This window comes from Actinomadura sp. NPDC048032 (assembly GCF_040653175.1).
GTDB classification, from domain to species: domain Bacteria; phylum Actinomycetota; class Actinomycetes; order Streptosporangiales; family Streptosporangiaceae; genus Spirillospora; species Spirillospora verrucosospora.
Map to the genome: position 1 here is coordinate 1 of NZ_JBEZJP010000687.1, position 2547 is coordinate 2547.

Sequence of the window (2547 nt, forward strand, 5' to 3'; positions counted from 1 at the left end):
GGAGCGCGGGGCCCGGCGAGCAGGGCCGGCAGCGCGGCGGCCGCGAGCGGCAGGTAGATCCACGACGGCCCGTCCCCGGGGCCGTCCTCGACGATCAGCGGCACGATCGCCAGGATCAGGACGGGGGCGGCCAGCAGCGCCAGCATCATCAGGCGCATCCGGCCGAGCTCGGTGCCGCCTCGCAGCGAGGCGAGGTAGCCGGGGTCGTCGCCGGCGCCGGCGCCGAACACCGGCGCCACGTCCGGCCCGCCGTCGCCCTCCGGCGTCTTCGGCGAGTACATCGAGAACGGGGGTGGCGCCATGGCTGCGAACTCTAACCCGGCGGTGCCCCGCCGCAATAGATCCTCACCAGGATCTTCGCGCCGCGGACCCGCCCGGCCGGGGCGGCCGCTCGCTTTCCGCGCCGCTCGCCCGGACCGCTAGATTGGCCGCCTATGAAGGAGCGTCACCTCGGGCGGAGCGGGCTGCTGGTGTCCCGGCTGGGACTCGGCACCATGACCTGGGGCCAGGACACCGCCCCGGACGAGGCGGCCGCGCAGCTCATCGCCTTCGTCGAGGCCGGGGCGGCACAGCGTCGCGACCCGCCCGTCCGGGCGGTCGATGACCAGGTCGCCGCCCGTCGTCACCAGCCGGACGCCGGTGATGCCGGGGCCCTCGGAGACCGTCCGGTCCACCGGGACGCCGAGCCGGACCGACAGCCACGCCGCCAGCAGCTCCGCGCTCGGGGAGTCCGGTTCGGCCATCACCTCGCCCGAGGTGATCTCGTCGTGCTCCTGGTCGAGCGCGGCCGCCAGCAGCGACCGCCAGGAGGTCAGCCGCGTCCAGGTGAAGTCGGTGTCGCCCGGCCGGTAGCCCTCGGCGAGCTGGGCCAGGGTGCCGAGCCGGTCGCGGGCCGCGTAGGCGTCGGTCACCCGGCGCTGCGCCAGCCGGCCCAGCGGGTCCTTGGCGGGCACCTTCGGCACCTTGCCGCCGGGCCACCACGTCACCACCGGGGTGTCGGGCATCAGCAGCGGCACGACGACGGAGTCGGCGTGCTCGGCGAGCGGCCCGTACATGCGCAGCAGCACCGTCTCGCCGGGGCCGGTCTCGCCCATCCGGATCTCCGCGTCGAGCCGCGAGGAGTTGCCCCGCGGGTCGCGGGAGATGACGGTCAGCACCCGGCAGGGGTGCTCGCGCGCCGCCTCGGTCGCGGCGCGCACCGCGTCGTACTGCGCCGACTCGTCCGTCACGATGATCAGTGTGAGCACCATGCCGACGGCCGGGCCGCCCATCAGATGCCGGGACTGCGTCAGCGCGTCCTGGATCTTGCGGGTCGTCGTGCCGGTCAGATCGATGTTCATCTAGAGCCGCCTCCAGGTTCGGCCGTCCCGCGCCATCAGCTCGTCGGCGCTGTCGGGCCCGTAGCCGCCGGCCTTGTACTGGTCGAGGCCGCCCCGGCTGGCCCAGTACTCCTCGATGGGGTCGAGGATCTTCCAGGACAGCTCGACCTCCTCCTGCCGGGGGAACAGCGGCGGGTCGCCGATCAGCACGTCGAGCAGCAGCCGCTCGTAGGCCTCGGGCGAGGCCTCGGTGAAGGACTCGCCGTAGGCGAAGTCCATGTTGACGTCGCGGATCTCCATCGAGGTGCCGGGCACCTTCGAGCCGAACCGGACCGTGATGCCCTCGTCGGGCTGCACCCGCATCACCAGGGCGTTCTGCCCGAGCTCCTCGGTGTCGGTGTGCGAGAACGGCAGGTGCGGCGCCTGCTGGAACACCATCGCCACCTCCGTGACCCGGCGGCTCAGCCGCTTGCCGGTGCGCAGGTAGAACGGGACGCCCGCCCAGCGGCGGTTGTCGATCTCCAGCTTGACCGCCGCGTAGGTCTCGGTGCGCGAGTCGGCGGGGATGCCCTCCTCCTCCAGGTACCCCCGGACGCTCACGCCGCCCTGCCAGCCCGCCGCATACTGCCCGCGCGCCGTCGACTGGGCCAGGTCGCCCCGCACCCGCACCGCGGAAAGGATCTTGGCCTTCTCGGCGCGGACGGCGTCGGCGCTGAACGAGGTCGGCTCCTCCATCGCGGTGAGCGCCAGCAGCTGGAGCAGGTGGTTCTGGATGACGTCGCGGGCGGCGCCGATGCCGTCGTAGTACCCGGCCCGGCCGCCGATCCCGATGTCCTCGGCCATCGTGATCTGCACGTGGTCGACGAAGGAGCGGTTCCAGATCGGCTCGAACATCGTGTTGGCGAACCGCAGGGCCAGGATGTTCTGCACCGTCTCCTTGCCGAGGTAGTGGTCGATCCGGAAGATCGCCTCCTCGGGGAACACGCGGTGCACGGTGTCGTTCAGCTCCACCGCGGTCTTCAGGTCGCGGCCGAAGGGCTTCTCGATGACGACCCGGCGCCAGGAGCCCTCCTTGCGGTCGGCGAGGCCGCTGCGCTGCAGCTGCTCGACGACCTGCGGGAAGAACTTCGGGGGGATCGACAGGTAGAACGCGTAGTTGCCCCCGGTGCCGCGGCTCTCGTCCAGCTCCTTGACCGCCATCGCCAGCGCGTCGAACGCGCCCGGGTCG

2 protein-coding genes and 1 pseudogene are annotated in these 2547 nt (G+C 72.6%); all 3 read right to left on the reverse strand.

From position 1 onward, the window contains the following. Positions 1-302 (reverse strand): annotated as a pseudogene (locus tag AB0C69_RS41050) (hypothetical protein); the annotation flags it as partial. A gap of 117 nt (positions 303-419) precedes the next feature. Next, positions 420-1340: a glucose-6-phosphate dehydrogenase assembly protein OpcA gene (locus AB0C69_RS41055; protein ID WP_360362054.1), complete on the reverse strand. Its 921-nt coding sequence runs from the start codon at positions 1338-1340 to the stop codon at positions 420-422. Next, positions 1341-2547: glucose-6-phosphate dehydrogenase (zwf, locus tag AB0C69_RS41060; protein WP_360362057.1), on the reverse strand; the 1207-nt coding region annotated here is incomplete at its 5' end.

What these genes read in the sequence shown, in the direction of transcription:
- AB0C69_RS41055 (WP_360362054.1), bottom strand. Translation starts at nt 1,340, where the DNA reads ATGAACATCGATCTGACCGGCACGACGACCCGCAAGATCCAGGACGCG.